The organism is uncultured Xanthomonas sp., assembly GCF_964278005.1.
GTDB classification, from domain to species: domain Bacteria; phylum Pseudomonadota; class Gammaproteobacteria; order Xanthomonadales; family Xanthomonadaceae; genus Xanthomonas_A; species Xanthomonas_A sontii.
In genome coordinates, this window is the sequence record NZ_CAXYKF010000015.1 from 470,358 (window position 1) to 490,585 (window position 20,228).

Sequence of the window (20,228 nt, forward strand, 5' to 3'; positions counted from 1 at the left end):
CACTGCGAAAATGCGGGTTTTCCGCAAGGCGGCTTCGGCCGGACGCAATGCACGACACTCAGCTCGCCCAGCAGATCGCCAACACCATCGCCGCCGAGATCGGCGCGCAGCCGGCGCAGGCGCGCGCCGCCATCGCCTTGCTCGACGAGGGCGCCAGCGTCCCGTTCATCGCGCGCTACCGCAAGGAAGTCACCGGCGGGCTCGACGACACCCAGTTGCGCAACCTGGAAGTGCGCCTGACCTATCTGCGCGAACTGGAAGAGCGCCGCGCCGCGGTGCTGGCCAGCATCGCCGAGCAGGGCAAGCTCAGCGACGAACTGCGTGCGGAGATCGTCGCCGCCGACACCAAGTCGCGGCTGGAAGACCTGTACCTGCCGTACAAGCCTAAGCGGCGCACGCGCGCGCAGATCGCCCGCGAGGCCGGGCTGGAACCGCTGGCCGACGGCCTGCTGGCCGATCCGGCACTGGTGCCGGAGACCTTCGCCGCCGGCTTCGTCGATGCCGACAAGGGCGTGGCCGACGTCAAGGCCGCGCTGGAAGGCGCGCGCGCGATCCTGATGGAGCGCTGGGGCGAGGATGCCGCACTGGTCGGCGAACTGCGCACCTGGCTGGGCGAGGTGGGCGTCATCCGCGCCCGTGTGGCCGAGGGCAAGGAGCAGGAAGGCGCCAAGTACCGCGACTACTTCGATCACGCCGAAGCACTGGCCAAGATTCCTTCGCACCGATTGCTGGCGCTGTTCCGCGCGCGTCGCGAGGAGATCGTGTATCTGGAGCTGGATCCCGGCAGCGAGGCCGAAGCCGGCCACCAGTACGCCGAAGGCCGCGTCGCGCTGCGCGCCGGCATCGCCAACCAGGGCCGCCCGGGCGACCGCTGGCTGCTGGATGCCTGTCGTCTGACCTGGCGTGCCAAGCTGCACATGCACCTGTTGCTGGATTTGTTCAACCAGGCGCGCGAAAAGGCCGAGGCCGAGGCGATCGCGGTGTTCGGCGACAACCTGCAGGATCTGATGCTGGCGGCGCCGGCCGGGCCGCGCGTGACCCTGGGCCTGGACCCGGGCATCCGTACCGGCTGCAAGATCGCGGTGGTCGACGCCACCGGCAAGCTGCTGGCCACCGACACCATCTATCCGCACGAGCCGCGCCGGCAGTGGGACCAGTCGCTGCACACGCTTCGGCAGCTGTGCACGCAGCACGGCGTCGAACTGATCGCGATCGGCAACGGCACCGCCAGCCGCGAGACCGACAAGCTGGCCGCGGACCTGATCAAGCAGAACCCGCAGCTGAAGTTGGAAAAGATCGTGGTCAGTGAAGCTGGCGCCTCGGTGTATTCGGCGTCCGAGTTCGCCGCCAAGGAGTTCCCGCAGCTCGACGTGTCGCTGCGCGGCGCGGTGTCGATCGCGCGGCGCCTGCAGGATCCGCTGGCGGAACTGGTCAAGATCGAGCCCAAGGCGATCGGCGTGGGCCAGTACCAGCACGACGTCGACCAGTACCGCCTGGCGCGGGCGCTGGACGCGAGGGTGGAGGACTGCGTGAACGCGGTCGGCGTGTACGTCAACACCGCCTCGGCGGCGCTGCTGTCGCGCGTGTCCGGGCTGTCGTCGAGCGTGGCCGAGAACATCGTGCGCCACCGCGACGACAACGGCCCGTTCAAGCGCCGCAAGGACCTGCTCAAGGTGCCGCGGCTGGGCGACAAGACGTTCGAACAATGCGCCGGCTTCCTGCGCATCGCCGATGGCGAGGAGCCGCTGGACGCTTCGGCGGTGCACCCGGAAGCCTATCCGGTGGTCGAGCGCATCGTCGGTGCCACCGGCAAGCCGATCAAGGCGCTGATCGGCGATGGCGGTTTCCTGCGCGGCCTCAGGCCGGATCAGTTCACCGACGAGAAGTTCGGTCTGCCGACCGTACGCGACATCCTCAAGGAACTGGAAAAGCCGGGCCGCGACCCGCGCCCGGAGTTCAAGGCGGCGCGCTTCGCCGACGGCGTGGAGGACATCAAGGACCTCAAGCCGGGCATGGTGCTGGAGGGCGTGGTCAGCAACGTCGCCGCCTTCGGCGCGTTCGTCGACATCGGCGTGCATCAGGATGGCCTGGTGCACATCTCCGCGCTCTCGGACAGCTACGTCAAGGATCCGCGCGACGTGGTCAAGGCCGGCGACATCGTCAAGGTCAAGGTGCTGGAAGTGGACGTGGCGCGCAAGCGCATCGCGCTGACCCGGCGCCTGGACGACACGCCGGCGCCGGCGCGTCCGACCGACCGCGACCGCGACGCACGTGGCGCCGGCGGCCCGCCGCGGCGCGAGCGCGACGGGCGTGGCAATGCGGGCGGCGGCAATGCCAAGCCGCGGCCGGCTGCCGCGGCGCCGGTCAACAGCGCGCTGGCCGACGCGTTCGCGCGCGCCAAGCGCAGCTGAGGTTCCAGCAGAAAAAATCCGGCGCGCTCGCGCCGGTGCATCCAGTGCCGGCCACACGGTGCGGCCGCGCAGCGCCGACTCAGGCCGATTCGGCGCTTTGGCTCTGGTCGGTGGCGAGCGCGGCCGGTACCGGCGCCACCAGCGATGCGGCCAGCCCGAGCAGCTTGACCGGATCCACCGGCTTGCCCAGGTGCGCGTCGAAGCCGGCCTCCAGGGCCAGCGCGCGATCCTCGCTGCGCACGTAGGCGGTCAGCGCGATGGCCGGGATGCGGCTGGCTGCGCCGGCACCACGGGCGCGGATGCTGCGGATCAGGCTGTGGCCGTCGCGGCGCGGCATGCCGACGTCGCTGACCAGTAGCGCATACGGCCGTTCGCGCAGCAGCGCTTCGGCATCGTCGGCACAGACCGCGGCCTCGACCACGGCACCGGCTTCCTGCAGGAAGCGCTGGGTGACGCCCCGCGAATCCATGTCGTCGTCCACCACCAGCACGCGTACGCCATCCAGGCGAATGCCGTCGCGCCGCAGCATGCCGCCGGACAGCGCGGCGTCGTTGCCACGGCGGATCGGATCCAGGCTCTGCACGTCGTTGCGCGGCAGTAGCAGGGTGAAGGTTGCGCCGAGGCCGACGCCGTCGCTGCTGACCGACAACTGTCCCTGGTGCAGTTCGGCCAGCTGCTTGGCGATCGCCAGGCCCAGGCCGAGGCCGCCGGCGCTGCGCGTGCTGCTCGCGTCGGCCTGGCGGAAGCGGTCGAACACGTGCGGCAGGAACGCCGGGTCGATGCCGATGCCGGTATCGCCGACGGCGATGCGGACGTGGGTGCTGGTGCTGTCCAGGGTCACCGTGACCGTGCCGGCGCTGGGGGTGAACTTGATCGCGTTGCCGATCAGATTGGTCAGCACCTGCTGCAGCCGCACCCGATCGCCCAGATAGGGCAGGGCGGTCGCTTCGTCGGCGACCAGCACGATGTCGATGCCCTTGTTCTGCGCGCCGGGGCGCGCCGCATCGATGGTCTCGCTGAGCAGTGCGCGCAGGTCCAGCTCGCCGGCCTCCAGGCGGACCTTGCCGGACAGGATGGCGCTCATGTCCAACAGGTCGTCGATGATCTGCGCCTGCGAATGCGCGCTGCGCTCGATCACCTCCAGGCCCTTGCTCAGGTCCTTCTCGCGCACCGCATCGTCCTGCATCAGCCGCGACCAGCCCAGGATGGCGTTGAGCGGCGTGCGCAGCTCGTGGCTGAGCGTGGCCAGGAACTCGTCCTTCATGCGGCTGGCGCGTTCGGCCTCGCTGCGCGCGCTCTGCTCGGCGGCGAGCAGTTGCTGCAGGCGCAGGTCGGTGCCGCGGCGCTCGATGATGATGCCGGCCAGGTGCGAGGCGGAGCGCGCAAGATCCTGTTCGTACGGGTTGGGGTAGTGCACGAACGGGTAGTACAGCGCGACCACGCCCAGCACTTCGCCGTCGCTGGCCAGGATCGGCGTCGAGCAGCAGGCGACGATGTCCGCCTCCAGGGCGGTCGCCAGATACGCCTGCCAATGCGGGTTCACCCGCACGTCGCTGCACAGCACCTGCCGGCGCAGATAGGCGGCGCGCCCGCAGCAGCCGGTGTTGGGGTCGATCGGCAGGCGCTGCACCGCCTTGCGGAAGGCGGGCGGCATGCTCGGCGCGGCGCCTTCCAGCAGGCACTGGCGGTGCTCGTCGACCAGCATGATGGTGCAGCGCAGGCCGACATCGCTCTGCGACTCGATGCCGCGCGCGATCGCCTCCAGCACCGTGCTCAGCGGCTTGCCGGTGGTGATCATCTCCAGCGCCGCACGCTCGGCGGTGGTGGCATTCTCGATGCGCTTGCGCTCGGCGATGTCCAGCAGCGAGCCGATGAAGCCCAGGAACTGGCCGGACGAACTGAAGCGCGGCGTGGCGGTGTCCACGCACCAGCGGTACTCGCCGTCGTGGCGGCGCAGGCGGTATTCCACGGTGTAGGCGCGGCGGTCGGCGCAGGCGCGCGCGAGGGTACGGCCGACCGTGGCCAGGTCGTCGGCATGGATCATTTCCTGCCAGCCGCTGCCCAGCGCCTCCTGCTCGCTCTGCCCGGTGAACAGATACCACTGGCGGCTGATGTATTCGCAGTCGCCGTCGGCATTGGACATCCAGATCATCACCGGCGCGTTGTCGCACAGCTGGCGGAAGCGCAGTTCGCTTTCCTGCAGGCGCTGCTCGACCAGACGGCGGTCGTGGATGTCGGTGTTGGTGCCGATCCAGCGCACGATGCGGCCGCTGTCGTCGCGGATCGGTAGGGCGCGGCCGAGATGCCAGCGGTATTCGCCGTCGTGGCGGCGCAGCGGGTACTCGATCTCGTACGGCTTGCCGCTGCGCAGCGCTTCCGGCCACACCTCCATCACCCGCGCCAGGCCTTCCTCGGTGTGCACATGGCGCCAGCTGTCGTAGCCGGCCTCGCCGACCGGCAGCCCGGTGTACTCGTACCAGCGGCGGTTGAAGTAGTCGACGTGGCCGTCGGGCATGGCGGTGAACACGATCTGCGGCATCGCATCGGCCAGTTCGCTCAGGCGCGCGGCACTGCTGGTCAGTGCGCTTTGCGCACCCGCGCGTTGCATCGATTCCCAGCAGCGCGCCGCCACCAGCCGCACCAGCTCGATCTCGGCCGAGGTCCACACGCGCGGCTGGGCGTGGTGCACGCCGATCGCGGCCACCAGGCGGCCGGCCTTGTGCAGCGGTGCGGTCAGCACGGCGCGCATGCCCAGGCGACGGTAGTTCGGGTCGTCCAGACGCATCGGCGGCTGGTGGGTCTCGGTGTCCTGCACCACCCACGGCCGGTTTTCGCGCATGCAGTCCAGCAGGTCGCTGCCGAAATCGCTGAAGCGCGAGCGCCCGGTCAGGTGCGAGGCGCCGTCGACGTAGTCGGCGCGCACGTCGAACACGTCCTCGTCGGCCTCGACGATCGCGTAGGCGCAGCGATTGGCGCCGAGGTGCTGGCCGAGCAGGGCGGCACCGGTCTCGCAGATGGCTTCGGTGCTGTGCAGGCTCTGCAGGGTGTCCTCGAGCATCAGCAGGAAGCTGTCGTGCGCCTGCGCGCGCGCCTGTTCGGTGCGGTCGATGCCATGCACCAGGATTCCGCTGACCCGGCCCTCGGCGTCGTGCATCGGCTGGTACACGCATTCCAGCGTGGTGTCCGAGGTCGCTTCGTGCGGACTGCGGCACAGCTGGAAGGTCATCGACTCGTCGATGAACGGCACGCCGCTGGTGCGGACGTTGTCGAGCAGGCCAATGACGCCCTGATGCTGGATTTCGGGGATGGCCTCGGTCAGTGGCCGGCCGACCACCTCGCGCGGTCCGACCAGCTGCTGGTAGCGCCGGTTGACGGTCTCGATCACGTAATCCGGGCCGCGCAGGATCGCCAGCGCCGCCGGCGACTGCTCGAAGGCATCGGCCATCTGCGCACGTTGCGCGTCCAGCGCCTTCAGCAGCGTGTCGCGTTCGCGCGCCAGGGTGATCCGCGCCGTGTCCTCGGTGCACACGCACAGCACGCCGGCGATGCGGCCCTCGTCGTCGAACAGCGGGCTGTAGGAGAAGGTGAAATACACCTGCTCGCCATAGCCGTTGCGCATCATCGTCAACGGAATATGTTCGTTCCAGGTCGATTCGCCGCTGGCCATCACCTGGTCGGCCTGCGCCCGCACCTCGGGCCAGACGTCCGGCCATACCTCTTCCATCGGCCGCGCGAACCCTTGCGGGTGTCGCAACCCGAGGATCGGCACGTAGGCGTCGTTGTACAGGTTGAACTGGCGCTCGCCCCAGCGCACCGCCATCGGGAACCGTGAGTTCAGGCAGATCGACAGTGCGGTGAGCAGGCTCCGCGGCCAGTGCTCCATCGGGCCCAGTTCGTGCTCACGCCAATCGATGGCGCGCAGCAAGGCCCCCGTGGCGCTGCCGGCGGGAAACCGGACAGGAGGCGGCGAACAGTCCTTGACGTTGATGGCGGAGTTCCTCGAAGCGTTCCCGCCAGGCGGCGGGCTTACGACCGAGGATTCTCAGGGGCGTGCGGTCGTCTTGGCGTGAGCGTCCTGCAACGCCTTGATCAGCTGCTCGGACAGGTAGGGCTTGGTCAGCACCACGCCGGCGGCGAAACCGGGAGGGAGCGCGTCGGCGGCCACGCCGGTGGCGAGTACGAAGGGGGTGCCACGCTCGCTCAGCGCCCGGGCGACCGGTTCGCTGGTCTCGCCGGCGGAGAGGCGGAAGTCGAGCACCGCCCGATCCGGGCGCTCGCTGTCGATCAGCGCAAGGGCCTGCTGCACGGATGCGGCGATGCCGACCACCTCGGCACCGGCCTGGGCAAGCTGCAACTCCAGCAGCGTGGCGTTCATCTCGTCGTTCTCGACCACCAGGATACGCAGGCCCCGCAATGCCGACATCGCTTGCTCGTTAAGGTTTGGGAACGGAAAGTATAGCGGGACCGTCACTGCCACCGCCTAGACAAACGGGCGCAGGAAGATGAAGCGTTTACCTGTGATCGACGTCGACGTGCGCCGCGGCGGTCGCGCAAAAAACAAACGGCAGCCGAAGCTGCCGTCAGTCCTGGTGCCGAAGGTGGGACTCGAACCCACACGCTTTTAAGGGCGGCGGATTTTGAGTCCGCTGCGTCTACCGATTCCGCCACTTCGGCGCGGCCGCGGAGTATAGCCGACAGTTCGGCCGCGCCGCCAGCGCTGTATTTGCCGTCGTTGGAGGAGGCGGGGGGAATGGCAGTGGCCATGGGTACTTCCCGAGCACATCTCTATATGTGCGTTGCACGTTAGGCGAAGCATTCGGTTCCTGCCGACCGCGCAAGGGGCGCGCAAATCCACCCGTTGTGCCGATATCGGCAATCATCGACACGAGTGGCGGAGGGCTGCGGAGGCGCGTTGGCACCGTGTGCGGCGAGTTCCGCGGGTCGCCTCCATCGTTGGAGGTGAGGCGCAGACGTCGCGCAATGCAGGCGTGCGCGCGGATGCAGCCGGTCGTGGCGAGGGCGTGTGCGGCGTCGCGAACGTTCCGAAAAAAACGCTTGCGTGTGCCGATCACGATCGTTAATATTCCGCTCCTCGCAGCACGTGGGGCCATAGCTCAGCTGGGAGAGCGCTTGCATGGCATGCAAGAGGTCGCCGGTTCGATCCCGGCTGGCTCCACCAACTTTTCGGACATAGGCCGTCCGCAAAGGCGACATCGTTACACAGCGTCCCCATCGTCTAGAGGCCTAGGACATCACCCTTTCACGGTGGCGACCGGGGTTCGAATCCCCGTGGGGACGCCATTTTTCGCAAGAATTCCTCGCGCGCATCCGGGTTCGGCTCTGCCGAACGCACTGAGTGCGGGGTTTGTACATCGGAAGAAAGTCGGGTAAGATTCCGCTTCTGCCAGTACACGTGGGGCCATAGCTCAGCTGGGAGAGCGCTTGCATGGCATGCAAGAGGTCGCCGGTTCGATCCCGGCTGGCTCCACCAACTTTTCGGACATAGGCCGTCCGCAAAGCAACATCGTTATCCGCGTCCCCATCGTCTAGAGGCCTAGGACATCACCCTTTCACGGTGGCGACCGGGGTTCGAATCCCCGTGGGGACGCCACTTTTCGAAAACACCCGGCACTGCCGGGTGTTTTTTTATGCGTGCGGCGGCCGTGTGCGGCGGCTGCGAGATGCGGCAAGCATGCGCTGGAAGCCGGGTGGATCGCTGGCTTCTTCGAGCGAGCTGTGCTGCTGTTCCTTGTCTGCCTGCATCCAGGATGTGCGAGGGCGCCCGTACCCTCACCCCAACCCCTCTCCCGGAGGGAGAGGGGCTTAGTGGGCTGGTGCTGCATCGCTGAGGGGCTAACGCTGCACCAGTTCAATGCAGCAGCCGGCGGATCTGCAGGATCGCCTGCGGCGTGCGTTGCACGCTGTGTCCGGAGACGATCACCGTTTCCGAGGCGGCGCCGGGCAGGTGGGCACTCCAGTACGGCACGATGCCGTCGCCGGACTGCGCCAGCGGCACGCGCGGATCCTCCTGCCCGATGATGGAGTGATAGGTCACCTGTGGTGAGATCGGCAACTGCGCCGCGGCGAGGATGAAAGGGTCGTGGTCGCTGAGGCTGTCGATGCTGTTGGGCAGCCCGTCGAGCATGTTCTTGCCCGCGATGTCCTGGAACTGGTCGAGCACGCGCCGTGGCAGGCCGATCACGGCGCGTGCCAGTTCGCCCACCGTGCCGGCGGCTTCGGGCGTGCCGCGCTGCGGGGTGGCCAGGAAGATCGCCTCGGACACTTCCGGCATCGGCGCGAACTGCAGCATCGGCCCGAGCCTGGCGTGCAGTGCCTGGCGCGCCTGCGGATCCAGCGCCGCCCCGTCGAACAGGGTTCGCCACAGCCGCTCGCCGTCGCTGGAAGACACCATCAAGCGCGCCAGCACGCCGCCCATGCTGTGCCCGATCAGCACCATGTCATGTGCGGAGACGCTGCGGCGTTGCGGATCGAACTGGTCCAGCGTCTGCTCCAGGGCGTTGCGAACCTGCAGGTGGGTGTAGGGAATCGGCAGGTTGGTCGGGTAGTAGACGAACCAGATCTGATAGCGCGCGCGGACCTGCGGATCGCCGAGCAGGTCGTTGGCCAGGTTGACCCAGGCTTCCGGGCTGCTGGCCAGCCCGTGCAGCAGCACCAGCACGCGCCGGTTCGGATCGTAGGGCTGGGTCAGGAACACGTGCGGCCGTTCGATGCCGTGCCCGAGGCCGAGCAGGGTGCGCAGCGATTGCGCGGCGAAACCGGCGCGCGCCATCCACACGCCGTAGCCGGCGCTGAAATTGGCCGCCAGCGGCACGTCGACACCGCCCATCGTGACCCGATCGCCGAGCGAGGGGTCGTGGACTTCCACGTGTGCGCTGTTGCTGGCCAGCACCTGCTTGAGCGTGCGGCCATCGAAACGCAGCAACACCGTGAGGTTGGGGGTGGGCATGTCGCTGTAGACAGGAGTGGCGTCGGTGCTGCGGATGGCCTCCGCCGCCGGCTGCGGCAGGACCGCGACCATCTCCGCGCCGAAGCCATCGCGCCGATACACGCTGCGCAGCCCATCGAAACGCAGGCCGCTGGCCGCCAGCATCGTCTCGGGCATCGGCATGTCCTGCGGGCTGCCGACGCCGCTGGCATCCAGCGTCACCGTCCAGTCGGGCAGGGCGGCGATCTGCGCGCCGGCCTCGTGCGTGGCCGGCGGATGCCGCCGGTAGCGGGCGAACAACGCGGTCACCGACTGCTGCACGGCGTAGTTGTAGTAGTCGCGCACCTGGGTCTGGCGTTCCTCGAAGGCGCGTTCGCTGGGCGTGCGTGCGCTGAAGAACAGATAAGCGTAGGCGTAACGCGCGGTCTGCAGCCAGACGGCCAGCGTGGCATCGCTGTCCGGGTGTTGCCTGGCGGCGCGTTGCGCGGCCAGCAGCGACAGTTCCGCCGCCGTCGCCAGGGTACGCTCCTGGTCCATGTCGGCATTGCCGAGCAACCGGTCGATGCATGGCGGCACCGTCGCCGTGCAGCGTGCCGCGTCGAGGCCGGCCACGTTCAGCGTCTGCAGCGCGGCATCGCTGGGGCGCGCGGTGCTGAGCGCGTCGCCGCGCTTGGCCTGGATGTAGCGCGCCGCATCCACGCGTTGCAGGGTGACGCTGGCGCAGCCGCCGGTGCACAGCGCCATGCACAGCACGACACAGGCCAGGATCGCGCGGTGCCAGCGCCGCCGCTTCATGCCGCGACCTTCGCCGGCGTGCCGGCGCGGCGTGCGAACAGCAGGTCGTACAGCACCGGAATCACCCCCAGGGTCACCAGCGTGCCCAGGGCCAGGCCGCCGATCATGGTGATGGCCATACCGGTCCACAGCGGGCCGGCGAACAGCATCAATGGGACCAGGCCGACGATGCAGGTCAGCTTGGTCATCACGATCGGGCGCAGGCGCTTGACCGCGGCGGCGATCACCGCCTCGTGCCGGCTCAGGCCATCGGCCAGTTCGGCCTCGATCCGCTCCAGCAGCAGCACCGCGTTGTTGACGATGATGCCGGCCAGCGCGAGCAGACCGAAGGTGGCCATGAAGCCGAACGGATAACCGGTGACCAGCAGGGCGAGGGTGGCGCCGATCAACACGAACGGAATGCTGGCGACCACGATGAACAGCTTGCGGAACGAATTGAACTGCCACACGAACAGCAGCAGGATCGCGCCCAGCGCATGCGGCATGTACTGCAGCAATGCCTGGTTGGCTTCGGCGGCATCCTCCAGTTCGCCGCCCATCTCGATGCGGTAGCCCGGCGGCAGGCGCAGCGCCGCCACCTTGTCGGCCAGCGCGGCCACCACCTGGTCGGTGGTCAGGTCCGGGTTGCGGCCGGTGATGGTGATGGCGCGGCTCAGGTTGCGGCGCTGGATCGTCGAGGGTTCCGAGCTCAATTGGATGTCGGCGATCGCCGACAGCGGCAGCGGCGCGGCGCCGGAGGACGGGTAGATCGGCGTGTCGCCGGGATTGCCGCTGCGTGCACGCGGGTCGCTGTCGCCGCGCAGCACGATCGGCACGTTGCTGCCGTCGTCGTGGATCACCGAGGCGTCCACGCCGCTGTAGCGCAGTTGCAGCGCCTGCGCGATGTCCTCGCTGGTGACGCCGGCGCGGCGCGCCTTGGCCTGGTCCACCTGCACCACGTAGCGCGGAATGCGGCTGTCCCAGTCGTCGCTGACGTCCAGCGTGCCGGGCAGGGCGCGCAAGGCGTCGGCGATGCCGGCGGTGATCCGGCGCAGTTGCGTTTCGTCCGGGCCGATCACCCGGTAGATCGCCACGCCGGATTCGGTCGAGCCCAGGGAGAATCGCTTGGGCTCGGCGCGTACCGCCGGGTAGGCCTGGCGCAGGTGGGAGCGCACCTTGGCGATCAGCGCGTCGATGTCGCTGCCCGGCCGCACGCTGACGGTGAAGTAGGCGATGTTGGCCGCCGGCAGCGGCGGGTTCAGCCCGAGCACGATGCGCGGACCGCCGTCGGCGACGTAGCCGATGCTGTCGACGATCTGCGGGTTCTGCCGACGGTCGGCCAGCCACTGGCTGATCGACTGCACGGTGCGCAGGGTCTCGCGCGCATCGCTGCCCGGTTGCAGGGTCACCGGCATCTGGAACTGCAGGCGGTCGGACTTGGGCAGGAAGCTGTACGGCACCGAGGCCAGCACGGTCACCGCCAGGGCGAGCAGGGCGAGCATGCTGCCCAGGAACAGCGCCTTGTGCGCCAGCAGTGCCTCGATCGTGCGCCGGTACAGCCGGTACGGCTTGGACGTGTAGCTGTCGCCATGTCCATCGGCCGGCGCGAGATGCGCGCGGGCGAAGTACATGCACAGCAGCGGGGTGATGGTGATGCTGAGCAGCCACGAGCCGAGCAGGGTCACCGCCAGCACGATCGCCAGCGAGCGCATGTATTCGTTGGTGCTGGTCTGGCCGAAGAAGAACGGCGAGAACGCCAGCACGATCACCAGCGAGGAGGTCAGCAGCGGGATCGCCAGGCTGCGGCCGGCGGCCTCGCAGGCGGCGCGGCGTTCCTCGCCGGCGGCCAGGCGCCGCTCGATGTCCTCGGCGATGACGATGCCGTTGTCCACCAGCAGGCCCAGCGCCAGGATGATCGCGGCGATGGACACGGTCTGCAGTTCCACGCCCAGCACCCGCATCGCGATCAGCGCGCCGAGGATGGTCAATGGCACGATCGCGCCGACGATCAGGCCGGTGCGCCAGCCGAGAAACAGCATCACCACCGCCATCACGATGACGATGGTCTCGCCCATCACGTGATGCATCTTGCCCATCTCGCGCTCGACGACGTCGGCCTGGAAGGTGACCACGTGCTGTGCGAAACCCACCGGCAGCGCCTTGGCGGTCTCGCCCAGGGTGCGGCGCAGCGCCTTGCCGACCTCGGCGACGTTGTTGCCCGGGGCCATCGACACCGCCACCACCACCGCCGGCTGGCCCTGGTAGATGGCGCCGGCCTCCGGCGGATCCACCGGCATCAGCTCGATCCGCGCCAGCTGCGCCAGCGGGATCTGCCGTGGGCCGTCGGCGCCCTGCGTCGCGATCGGGGCATTGCGCAGGTCGTCGAGGTCGCGCACTTCGCCGGAGGTGGTCACGGTCATCGCCATGCCCGACGCGGCGACCAGGCCGCCACCGGCGACCACGTTCTGCGCGCGCAGTTGCTGCGCGACCGCGGCCGGGGTGAGGCCGGCCTCGCCCAGCCTGGTGCGGTCGAAGGCGACATAGACGCGCTCGTCCTGCAGGCCGTGGAAGGTGACCCGCTCGACGCCCGGCACGGCGTACAGCTGCGCACGCATCTGCCGCAGCGGCCCGAGCATTTCGGCGGTGTTGAAGCCGGGCGCGGTGACCGCGATCGAGGCGATGGCGACACGGCCGAAGTCGTCGTCGACCAGCGGCCCCTGCGTGCCGGCGGGCAGTTCGGCACCGGCCTCGGCCGCCTTGCTGCGCACGCGCTGCCACAGCGCCGGCAGGTCCTTGACGCTGTCCTGCGCGGTGACCTGCACGATGGCGCTGCCGGGATGGATGGTGGTGACGATCTTCTTCAGCCCGCTGACCTCGCGCAGCCGTTCCTCCAGCGGACGCGCGAGCAGGTTCTCCACGCGCTCGCTGGGCATGCCGGGGTAACCGACCTGCACGATCGCGTCGCGCACGGTCACGCTGGGTTCCTCCTGCGAGGGAAAACCGAGAAAGGTGACGATGCCGCCGATCAGGATCAGGGCGGCGCTGAACAGCGCCAGGCGGCTCGATTGCAAGGTGGCGCGGGTCAGGTTCATGGCGAGGTGGTGCCGAGGCGGGTGGTGGGACGGAACGGCACGACGTGCTGGCCGTCGTGAAGGAAGGCGGCGCCGGCGGCGACGATGCGCTCGCCCGGAGCCAGGCCACGCAGGATCTGCACGCGGCCGCCCTCGGCGTGCCCGGTGACGACCTGACGACGGCGCACGCTGCCGCTGTCCTGGCGGTACACGAACAGCATGGTCCGGCCGTCGGCCATGCTCGGGATCAGCGCGCTCAACGGCACGCTTGGCGCCTGATCGGCGGCGCTGTCGGGCAGGGCCAGCAGCAGCGATTCGCCGCTGCGCGGCTGCGCCGCATCGGCGCCGGTGCTGTCGAACAGCGCCTGCACGGTGGCACCGCCGTCCACGCGATCGGAGACGCTGCGCAGGCGCAGCGGCAAGGCCTGCTGCGGCGCGTTGCTGCGGTAGGCGAGGACGCGCTGGCCCGGTCGCAGTGCCGCGGCGCGATCGGCCGGCAGCGTCGCCAGCACCTGCGCGCGATCGGCGCCGTCCAGTTGCAGGACCGGCTGGCCCGCGCTCACAAGACTGTCGGGCTGCTGCAGGCGTGCCACCACGCTGCCGTCGAACGGTGCGCGCAGTTCCGATTGACGCACCGCGCGGCGCGCCAGCGCCAGGTCCGACTGCGCGCTGCGCACCTTCGCCTGCGCCGCGGCGAAGGCGCTCCTGGCCGCGGTCAGGGTCGCGGCCGAGGCGGCGCCGTCGTCGAACATGGCCTGCTGCTGGGCGAGCTGGGTCTGCTGCTGCTGCAGATCGGCCGCGGCGATGCCGACGCCGGCCTCGGCCTGCTGCAAGCGCAGGCTGTTCGGTTCCGGGTCCAGGCGTGCGAGCACCTGGCCGGCGCGCACGCGGTCGCCCACGTCCACGGCGATGGCGGCAATGCGGCCGCCGCCTTCGAAGCCGAGATCGGCGCGTTGTTGCTGGCGCACCTGGGCGAGGTAGCGGGTGCTGTCGCGTGCGGCATCGCTGCCGACGGTTTCCAGCTTGACCGCGCGCGGCGCGTCGGCGGGCGGTGCGGCCTCGCGGCCGCAGCCGGACAGCGCCAGCACGGCCAGCGGCAGGCACAGCGTGAGAAGCAGGGTGGGGCGCAGGGTCATGATCGGCGGTGTCCCGGGAACGTTCAGAAGGTGTAGGTGACGGTGGCGCCGCCGCCGGCAGCGGCGCGGCGACGCACCACCGGGCTGCCGTCGGCGGGGCCGACGTAGCGGGTGGCGTTGAGCAGCAGCGAGGCGGTCCAGTGCGGCGACAGGGTGTGATCCCATTCGGCGCCGACGGTGTAGGCGTACACGCCGGCATCGGCGCGGTGCGGTTGGAATCCGCTGGTCAGGCTTTGCGCCTCGGTGACGCCGAAGTACGCCTGGTTGAAGCGGCGGTCGCCGACGTGCGCGTCCAGGTCCAGGGTCACGTTGTCGGCCGCCGCCTGCATCAGGGTGAAGCGCGCGCCGGCGCTGTAGCGGTTGCGGCGCGCACCGTCCTTCAGCGCGAACTCCGCCTCGGCGTCCAGCGCCAGGTACCGGGTGAGCTGCTGCATGACCAGGCTGCGTGCGGTGATCGCGCCGGGTACGTCGCCCATGCCGGCCAGGCGCTTGGAGCCGGGGCGCCAGCTGCTGTTGCGCTGCAGGCGGCCCAGGTCGTAGCCGAACGACTGGCTGGCGGAGAAGCCGTGCGCGTTCTGGAACTGGACGCCGGCGCCGCGCAGCGTGTCCGCGAACAGGATGCCGCGCTGTACCGAGAGCACTGGCACCGCCTGCACGCGATCGTCGGCGGAACCGGCATAGCGCGGGGTCAGCATGGCGCCGGCGCCCACGCTCACTTGGGTGCGGTCGCCGAACAGGCCGGCGCTGGGGGCCGGATCGGTGTCTGCGGCGTGCGCGGCCGGCGGCAGCGCCAGCACCGCCACGGTCAGCGTGGGCGACAGAACGGACAGGAGATGTTTCATCGGGGCAACCTCGTGCGGGGGAAAGGTCATCAGGGCGCGTGCGGCAGCGGCACGCCGTAGAACGCGCGGAACAGCGCGATGCGATCGAGCAACAGGTCCTGCCGCGCCTGCAGATGCGCCAGTTCGGCCTGCGCGGCCTGGATGTCGCCGGCCAGCAACTCGGGGCGGTCCTGCAGACCTTGCGCGACGCGCTGCTGCAGGCGCGCCACACGCTGGCGTTCGCGTTCGAGATTGGTGCGTTCGCCACATTCGCGCTGTTGCAGCGCCGGTAGCGCATCCAGCGCATCGGCGACCTCGCGGAACGCGGCCTCCACGGTCTTCTCGTAGTCGGCCACCGCGCCGTCCTTGCGCAGCTGTGCGAGATCCAGGTTGGCGCGGTTGCGGCCGCCGTCGAACAGCGGCAGCAGCAACTGCGGCACGAAGCTCCAGGTGCGGCTGCCGGGCATGAACAGGCCGTTCAATGGCTCGCTGGCGGTACCCAGCGAGGTGCTCAGGCGGATCGACGGGAAGAACGCGGCGCGCGCGGCGCCGATGTCGGCATTGCGCGCGCGCAGTTCGGCCTCGGCCTGGCGGATGTCCGGGCGCTGCAGCAGCAACTGCGAGTCGAGGTCGCGCCAGGTGCGGCCGTCGTCCTGCCCGGCACCCGGCAGCAGGTCCTGCAAGGTGCCGGCGCCGTCCGGCGTGGCGTAGCCGGCGAGCAGTTGCAGGGCGCGGCGAGCGGCGGCGTGATCGCTGGTGGCCTGCTGCGCGCGCGCCTGCGCCTGGTCGTCGTCGTGGCGCTGGCGGTCCAGCGCATCGCGGGAGATCAGCCCGACCGCCTGCTGGCGCGTGGCGATCGCCAGCAGCGCCGCACTGCGCTCGGCGATGGTCTGCGCCTGCTGCTGGCTCTGCAGGGCAGCACGCTCCAGTGTGTAGGCGCGCAGTACCTCGGCGATCAGCGCACCGCGCGCCGCCTGGCGGCCGTCTTCGGAGGCCAGGTAACGCTGCTGCGCCGCCGCCGACAGCGAGGCCAGCTTGCCGAACAGGTCCAGTTCGAAGCCATCCACGCCGACCGCGACGGTGCTCAGCTTCTGGCCATAGCGCGCCTGCGTGGCCGCGTCGTCGTAGCTGCGGCGCGTCCCCTGCGCATCGAGGCCCAGCTGCGGCAGCTGCTGCGCGCGTTCGATGCGGTACTGGGCGCGCGCCTGCTGCACGGTCAGCACGGCATTGCGGAAGTCCGGATCGTGGGCCAGTGCCTGGGTCAGCAGCTGGGCCAGGTCGTGCTGCGGCGAGAATGTCCGTACGAACTGCAGTTCCTGGTCGGTGAGCGCACTCTCGCCGCGATCCGGTGCGGCGGCCGCGGTCGCGTTGGTCGTGCCGAAGGTGGGCGGCAGGGCCGGTTGCGGGCGTTGGTAGACCGGCGCCAGGGAGCAGCCACCCAAGGCGAGTGCGAGAAGCCCGAGCAGGGCGCGGGTGCGACACGGGCGAAGCGGCAGGGACGGTAGAATCATGGCAACGGTCGGGTGATCGAACTCGACTGCCAGCATCGGCGGGCATGTTCAAGCCGCCTTCTAGGAATCTTCAAGATTCCATCAAGACGCCAAACACGGGCACCGGGCAATGCACGCGAAGAAGATCCTGCTGGTCGAAGACGATGCCGACAGCGCCAGCATCCTCGAGGCCTACCTGCGCCGCGACGGCTTCGAGGTCACCATCGCCGAGGACGGGCAGAAGGCGGTGGCGGTGCATGCGCAGTGGAAGCCGGACCTGGTGCTGCTGGACGTGATGCTGCCGCGGCTCAGCGGCACCGAGGTGCTGTCCACGATCCGCCGCAGCAGCGACACGCCGGTGATCATGGTCACCGCGATGGGCGACGAACCGGAGAAGCTCGGCGCGCTGCGTTACGGCGCCGACGACTACGTGGTCAAGCCGTACAGCCCCAAGGAAGTGGTGGCGCGGGTGTATGCGGTGCTGCGCCGCGCCGGGCCGGCGCGTGCCAGCGAGGAGCCGTTGCGCCACGAGCGGCTCACCGTGGACACCGCCGCGGTGCGTGCCACCGTGCGCGATGCCGACGGCCACGAGGTGGCGCTGGAACTGACCCCGACCGAGTTCAACATCCTCGCGACGCTGATGAAGACGCCGTTCAAGGCCTTCACCCGCAGCGAACTGCTGGAGATCTGCCTGCCCGACAGCGACGCGCTGGAACGGGTGGTGGATGCGCACGTGCACAACCTGCGCAAGAAGCTGGAACACGAGCAGGTCACCGGCCTGCTGGTGACCGTGCGCGCGATCGGCTACCGCTTCCGATGAACTGGGCCTGGTTCCGCCGCAAACGCCACGCGCCGCTGTGGCAGTGGGTAGGCCTGCGCATGAGCGCGCTGGCGGTGCTGACCATCATCGCGATCGCGCTGGGCATGGTGCTGCGCTTCGCGATCTGGGACGTCTCCACCCTGAGCCGCCTGCCGCCGCAGGCGCGGCAGGAGATGCTGCAACTGCGCGAGGATCCGCACAGCAATGCGCGGCGCCTGTGGGAGCTGTTCGAAACCTATTACGACGTGGCCGACTTCCTGCCCGGACTGGCCAGCCGCGACTGGTGGCTGCTGGCGGGCATGGTGCTGGCGTCGATTCCGGTGATCGTGGTCTGCGGTCTGCTCGCTTCGCGGCCATTGTCGCGGCAGTTCTCCAACGTCGCCGAGGCGGCGCGGCGGATCAGCGATGGCGATTTCGCCGCGCGCGCCAGGGTGGTGCCTGGCGCCCCGGACGAGCTGGCCGGGCTGGCGACCGACTTCAATGGCATGAGCACGCAGCTGCAGCGGTACGAGCGCGAGGTGCGCGAGTCCAGCGCGATGCTGGCGCACGAACTGCGCACCCCGCTCAACGCGGCGATGGGGCGGGTGCAGGGCATGCTCGACCAGGTGTTCCCGAGCAGCGAGGAGCAGTTGCGTATGGTCCAGCGCCAGCTGGAGCAGATCAATCGCCTGGTCGGCGACCTGCACCTGCTGTCGATGGCCCGCGCCAACCAGCTGATGCTGGAGCCGCAGCGGTTCGTACTCGGCGCCCTGGTCCGCGAACGCCTGACCTGGGCGGCGCAGCCGCTGCAGGAGGCCGGCATGCAGGTGCAGGTGCGCATTCCCGAGCATTTGCACATCAGCGCCGACCGCGACCGCCTGGGCCAAGTGCTGTCGGTGCTGATCGACAATGCGCTGCGCTACGCCGCGGCCGGCGGCGAACTGGCGTTGGAGGCGCAGGCCGATGCCGATGGCGTGCTGATCCGCGTGGCCGATCGCGGTCCTGGCGTCGACGAGGAAGCGCTGGCGCGGATGGGCGACCGTTTCTGGCGCGCCGACGACTCGCGGGCACGCCATTCCGGCGGCAGCGGCCTCGGCCTGTCGATCGCCGCGGCCATCTGCCAGGCGCACGGCGGCACGCTGGAGTTCGCCAACCGCGCGGGCGGCGGGCTGTGCGCGCGGGTGCGCCTGCCGCACGGGTTTTGACATCCGCCGGAGTTGCCGCAGGCGCAACGCGCACGCAAAAGCCGGCGGGCACGAAGGCCCACCGGCTGCGCATGCGCTCGGTTGCGCTGCGCGATTACTGCACGCAGGTATTGACCGTGTTCTGCGCCGAGGCGGTGATGCCGCCCAGGTAGGCGAAACCATCCGGCAGCGCCGGGCGGGTGCTGGTGTTGTAGAAGATGTTGAACAGATCCTTCACCGCCTGCACATGCGCGGTGCTGCCGTTGCCGCTGGTGAAGCCGGCCAGGTAGGTGATCGCCGCGATCGGGTAGGCGTTGGTGATCGCGGCGCTGGGGTTGACCAGACGCACGCAGTTCTTCACCGCGGTCGAGCCGCTGCCCGGCACCGCGTTGACGGTCGCGCCGTCGAGCACGCGGCCGCTCAGCAGGGCCGACGCCGCCAGCGTCACCGGCGCCGGATTGCCGCTGGAGTCCTTGCCGAAGTTCTTCGGATCGAACCCGGCCACGGTGACGTAGCGGGCCGCCTGCAGCAGCACTTCGCCGACATCGGCATAGCCCAGCGCGTTGCTGTTGGTCACCCGCACCGAGGTCACCACGCCGTTGTTGCCGCTGGCGCCGATCGCGCGCGAGCCGTACACGCCGCTGACACCGCCCGGCAGCGCCGAGTTGAAGGTCTGGTTCGGGGTGAAGGTGAAGCCCGACGGCACGTTGCTGGTGCCGTTGCAGGTGCGCGCCAGGTAGCTGGTGAAAGCGAAGGTGGTGCCGCTGCCGTCGGTGCGGTAGACGATCTTGATCGGGCCGCTGGTGCCGCTGCCGGACACGCTGCTCCAGTCGCTGACCAGGCCGGAATAGATCTGGCAGACCTGCGCCGCGGTGAGGTTGAAGCTGGCGGTCGGGGTGCTCTGCGGCAGTGCGATGGCGCCGGCGAGGGTCGGAACCTGGACGATGCCGACACGGCCGGCGGCGTTGCCGCCATTGAGGAAGGCGTTGTAGTCGGAGGTGCTGTACGGCGCATCGGTGCCGATGAAGTCCGGCGCCGAGGCCGCGGCGCTCAGGCCCAGCGGCGAGGTGCTGAAGTCGTTGCAGGCCTGGTTGGCGGCGGTGCTGCCGGCGAGGGTGTTCTTGCCGAAGCCGCTGCCGGTCTGGCAATACGACACCTTGTTGCTGCTGCCGTTGCTGTAGGTCAGGAACACCGAGCCGCTGCCCAGGGCGGCGGTGGTGGAGCCGCTGCCGGCGGTATTGCCGGCATTGGTCGACAGGCGCGCGTTCGGAGTGACCGCGGTGTAGGTGTTGCCGACGTACGGCTGCGCCGGGAAGGTCGCGCCGCCGCCATACAGGTTCTCGGCGGCCATCGCTGAGCCGGTGGACATGGCCGCGATCGCCACGGCGATCGCGCTGAAACGGGAAAGGGTGAGATTGCGCACTTGCTGTTCTCCTTGGTTGAGAAAACGACGGAATGAATCCGGGGGAATTCTTTACCTTGCGTGCTTGCGCCTTCTTCCTGGCGCGAGATCAGCATGTGCGGCGCAGATGTTGCGGTGGCGACATTCCAGGGAACATTTCCTTACCTGTGATGCGCATTCTGCAAATAGCGGCG

General features: G+C 69.5%; 11 protein-coding genes and 5 tRNA genes. 7 read left to right on the plus strand and 9 right to left on the minus strand.

Features of this window, described 5'->3' with window-relative positions; genetic code table 11:
- Positions 1–47: 47 nt before the first annotated feature.
- On the plus strand, positions 48–2,411 hold the full coding sequence (locus ACHWVH_RS10565) for a Tex family protein (protein WP_295928641.1): 2,364 nt from the start codon (positions 48–50) through the stop codon (positions 2,409–2,411).
- A 79-nt stretch (positions 2,412–2,490) separates the two neighbouring features.
- Here the strand turns inward: ACHWVH_RS10565 and ACHWVH_RS10570 are convergent, their stop codons facing one another.
- The 3 genes from ACHWVH_RS10570 to ACHWVH_RS10580 form a co-directional block, all read right to left on the minus strand.
- A complete protein-coding gene (locus ACHWVH_RS10570) occupies positions 2,491–6,294 on the minus strand; it encodes a PAS domain-containing protein (RefSeq protein ID WP_394687104.1) in 3,804 nt (1,267 codons plus the stop codon).
- A 159-nt stretch (positions 6,295–6,453) separates the two neighbouring features.
- Positions 6,454–6,834 carry a response regulator gene (locus ACHWVH_RS10575; RefSeq protein ID WP_017909846.1) on the minus strand — a complete coding sequence of 127 codons (381 nt, stop codon included), beginning with the start codon at positions 6,832–6,834 and terminating at the stop codon, positions 6,454–6,456.
- A gap of 164 nt (positions 6,835–6,998) precedes the next feature.
- Positions 6,999–7,085: transfer RNA gene (locus tag ACHWVH_RS10580), tRNA-Leu, on the minus strand.
- Positions 7,086–7,514: 429 nt separating this feature from the next.
- Between ACHWVH_RS10580 and ACHWVH_RS10585 the strand changes: the two genes are divergently transcribed.
- From ACHWVH_RS10585 to ACHWVH_RS10600, 4 genes are all read left to right on the plus strand, one after another.
- Positions 7,515–7,590, plus strand: a tRNA-Ala gene (locus tag ACHWVH_RS10585).
- Between the two features lie 46 nt (positions 7,591–7,636).
- Positions 7,637–7,712 (plus strand) — tRNA-Glu (locus ACHWVH_RS10590).
- Positions 7,713–7,826: 114 nt separating this feature from the next.
- Positions 7,827–7,902 (plus strand) — tRNA-Ala (locus ACHWVH_RS10595).
- 44 nt (positions 7,903–7,946) lie between these two features.
- A tRNA-Glu gene (locus ACHWVH_RS10600) sits at positions 7,947–8,022 on the plus strand.
- Positions 8,023–8,280: 258 nt separating this feature from the next.
- On the opposite strand, the gene ACHWVH_RS10605 is transcribed toward ACHWVH_RS10600, so the two are convergent.
- The 5 genes from ACHWVH_RS10605 to ACHWVH_RS10625 are packed head-to-tail and all read right to left on the minus strand — an operon-like array spanning position 8,281 to position 16,706.
- The gene (locus tag ACHWVH_RS10605) at positions 8,281–10,152 is read right to left on the minus strand and encodes a lipase family alpha/beta hydrolase (RefSeq protein ID WP_394687105.1); all 1,872 of its coding nucleotides are present in this window, start codon (positions 10,150–10,152) and stop codon (positions 8,281–8,283) included.
- Positions 10,149–13,223 (minus strand): efflux RND transporter permease subunit, encoded by a 3,075-nt coding sequence (locus ACHWVH_RS10610; protein WP_394687106.1) that lies wholly within the window; start codon positions 13,221–13,223, stop codon positions 10,149–10,151. The genes ACHWVH_RS10605 and ACHWVH_RS10610 overlap by 4 nt, the downstream gene beginning before the upstream one ends.
- A complete protein-coding gene (locus ACHWVH_RS10615) occupies positions 13,220–14,338 on the minus strand; it encodes an efflux RND transporter periplasmic adaptor subunit (protein WP_394687107.1) in 1,119 nt (372 codons plus the stop codon). The genes ACHWVH_RS10610 and ACHWVH_RS10615 overlap by 4 nt, the downstream gene beginning before the upstream one ends.
- Before the next feature lie 23 nt (positions 14,339–14,361).
- Complete coding sequence (locus tag ACHWVH_RS10620) at positions 14,362–15,180, minus strand: MipA/OmpV family protein (RefSeq protein WP_394687108.1); 819 nt, start codon at positions 15,178–15,180, stop codon at positions 14,362–14,364.
- Between the two features lie 29 nt (positions 15,181–15,209).
- A complete protein-coding gene (locus tag ACHWVH_RS10625; RefSeq protein ID WP_394687109.1) occupies positions 15,210–16,706 on the minus strand; it encodes an efflux transporter outer membrane subunit in 1,497 nt (498 codons plus the stop codon).
- Between the two features lie 73 nt (positions 16,707–16,779).
- Here ACHWVH_RS10625 and ACHWVH_RS10630 point away from each other — a divergent pair, with 73 nt between their 5' ends.
- Together ACHWVH_RS10630 and ACHWVH_RS10635 are read left to right on the plus strand one after the other, a co-directional pair.
- Positions 16,780–17,469, plus strand: coding sequence for a response regulator (locus ACHWVH_RS10630; protein WP_152182643.1), 690 nt, complete (start codon positions 16,780–16,782; stop codon positions 17,467–17,469).
- Positions 17,466–18,653, plus strand: coding sequence for a cell wall metabolism sensor histidine kinase WalK (locus ACHWVH_RS10635; RefSeq protein WP_267099799.1), 1,188 nt, complete (start codon positions 17,466–17,468; stop codon positions 18,651–18,653). Before ACHWVH_RS10630 ends, ACHWVH_RS10635 begins: the two co-directional genes overlap by 4 nt.
- Before the next feature lie 94 nt (positions 18,654–18,747).
- On the opposite strand, the gene ACHWVH_RS10640 is transcribed toward ACHWVH_RS10635, so the two are convergent.
- The gene (locus tag ACHWVH_RS10640) at positions 18,748–20,055 is read right to left on the minus strand and encodes a PstS family phosphate ABC transporter substrate-binding protein (RefSeq protein WP_152237250.1); all 1,308 of its coding nucleotides are present in this window, start codon (positions 20,053–20,055) and stop codon (positions 18,748–18,750) included.
- Between the last annotated feature and the right edge of the window lie 173 nt (positions 20,056–20,228).

Excerpts from the sequence above, each read along its gene's own strand:
- ACHWVH_RS10620 (WP_394687108.1), bottom strand. The coding sequence starts at position 15,180 with ATGAAACATCTCCTGTCCGTTCTGTCGCCCACGCTGACCGTGGCGGTG.
- ACHWVH_RS10605 (WP_394687105.1), bottom strand. The coding sequence starts at position 10,152 with ATGAAGCGGCGGCGCTGGCACCGCGCGATCCTGGCCTGTGTCGTGCTG.
- ACHWVH_RS10610 (WP_394687106.1), bottom strand. The coding sequence starts at position 13,223 with ATGAACCTGACCCGCGCCACCTTGCAATCGAGCCGCCTGGCGCTGTTC.
- ACHWVH_RS10630 (WP_152182643.1), top strand. The coding sequence starts at position 16,780 with ATGCACGCGAAGAAGATCCTGCTGGTCGAAGACGATGCCGACAGCGCC.
- ACHWVH_RS10635 (WP_267099799.1), top strand. The coding sequence starts at position 17,466 with ATGAACTGGGCCTGGTTCCGCCGCAAACGCCACGCGCCGCTGTGGCAG.
- ACHWVH_RS10625 (WP_394687109.1), bottom strand. The coding sequence starts at position 16,706 with ATGCTGGCAGTCGAGTTCGATCACCCGACCGTTGCCATGATTCTACCG.
- ACHWVH_RS10575 (WP_017909846.1), bottom strand. The coding sequence starts at position 6,834 with ATGTCGGCATTGCGGGGCCTGCGTATCCTGGTGGTCGAGAACGACGAG.
- ACHWVH_RS10570 (WP_394687104.1), bottom strand. The coding sequence starts at position 6,294 with ATGGAGCACTGGCCGCGGAGCCTGCTCACCGCACTGTCGATCTGCCTG.
- ACHWVH_RS10615 (WP_394687107.1), bottom strand. The coding sequence starts at position 14,338 with ATGACCCTGCGCCCCACCCTGCTTCTCACGCTGTGCCTGCCGCTGGCC.
- ACHWVH_RS10565 (WP_295928641.1), top strand. The coding sequence starts at position 48 with ATGCACGACACTCAGCTCGCCCAGCAGATCGCCAACACCATCGCCGCC.